Source organism: Kitasatospora sp. MY 5-36 (assembly GCF_001182915.1).
GTDB lineage: Bacteria > Actinomycetota > Actinomycetes > Streptomycetales > Streptomycetaceae > Kitasatospora.
This window is the reverse complement of sequence record NZ_LFVW01000948.1, coordinates 1-1,531: the sequence shown is the minus strand read 5'-3', so window position 1 is coordinate 1,531 and position 1,531 is coordinate 1. Positions and strand designations below refer to the sequence as shown.

Annotated in this window: 1 protein-coding gene; it reads right to left on the bottom strand. The window is 77.8% G+C overall.

Going from position 1 to position 1,531, the window contains the following annotated elements:
• A partial coding sequence (locus tag AE652_RS38650; RefSeq protein WP_049660123.1) for a BTAD domain-containing putative transcriptional regulator occupies positions 1-1,531 on the bottom strand: 1,531 nt, incomplete at both ends.

Genomic DNA, 1,531 nt, shown 5'->3' with positions numbered 1-1,531 from the left:
TCCAGTCCGGCCAGGACCTCCTGCTCCAACCGGGCCGAGGGCCGCGACGGTCTCGCCGTGGTGACGGGCCACCAGGCGGGTGAGGACGGCGGCCGGCCGGTCCCCCTCCGCCTCCGCTTCCCCCTCCGGGGGGAGCTGCAGGGCGAAGGCGCGCAGCAGGTCGTGGTACCGGTAGCGGTCCGGCGGCGCGGTCTCCAGCATCGAGCAGTCGACCAGCGACTCGGCCAGCTCCTCGGCCTCCTGCTCGGGCAGGCCGAGCACCGCCGCGACCGCCCCCGGCGACAGGTCGGGCACCTCCGGAACCGCCAACAGGCGGAAGGCCCGGGCCTGTTCGGGCGTCAGCTGGTCGTAGCCGAAGCGGAACGCCGGCTCGACGGCGAGGTCCCCGGCGCGCAGCACGTCCAGCCGCCGGCGGTCCCCGGCCAGCTTGTCGAGTAGCCGGGCCATCGACCAGCCCGGCCGGCAGGCGAGGCGCGCGGCGAGGATCCGTACGGCCAGCGGGAGGTGGCCGCAGAGCCGCACGAGCTCCCCGGCCGTGTCCGCCTCGGCCCGCAGCCGCTGCCCGCCGACCACCCGCCCGAGCAGGCCCAGGGCCTCCTGCGGGGCGAACGCGGTCAGCTCGACGACGTGCGCGTTGGGAAGCGAACCGAGCCTGGCCCGGCTGGTGACGAGCACGGCGCAGCCCGCCCGGCCGGGCAGCAGCGGCCTGATCTGCTCGGCGTCCCGGGCGTTGTCGAGGACCACCAGCACCCGCCGGCCCGAGAGCAACGAGCGGAACTGGGCGGAGCGTTCGGCGAGCCCGGGCGCCAGCCCCTCCGGCGGCACGCCCAGGGACCGCAGGAAGGCGCCCACCGCCTCCTCGGGCCGGGTCGGGCGGCCGTCGGCCCCGTGCAGGTCCAGGTAGAGCTGGCCGTCGGGGAAGTCGGCGGCCAGCGTGTGCGCGACATGGACGGCCAGCGCCGTCTTGCCCACGCCGCCCAGCCCCGACACCGTCGCCACGGGCATGGTGCCGGGGGAGAGCAGGACGGCCCGCAGCGCCTCGGTCTGCGCCTCGCGGCCGGTGAAGTCGGCGAGGTCGGCCGGGACTTGGGTCGGCCGGACCGCCGCCGGGTACGGCGCACGGGCCGCGGCCGCGGGCCGGGCCGTTGTCGGTGCGGGCGAGGAGGTGGGCGTGGCCGAGGGCGAGGGCGTGGACGCCGAGGTGGGCGCGGGCGCCACGAGCGCGGCGTCGGCCACCAGGATCCGGCGCTGCAACTCGCGCAACCCGGGCCCGGCCGAGACGCCGAGCTGCGCCCGCAGCCGCCGGTCCGCCGCGCGGTACACGCCCAGGGCCTCCGCCTGCCGGCCGGTCCGGTAGAGGGCGAGCATCAGCAGCTCGGAGAACCGCTCCCGGAGCGGGTACTCGGCCACCACGGCGGCCAGTTCGGCGACGGCCTCGCCGGACGGCCCGGCCTCGACCTCGGCCTCCAGACAGGACTCCAGGACGGTCACCCGGCGTTCGGCCCACTCGCCGCGCTGCCGCTCGGCGTAC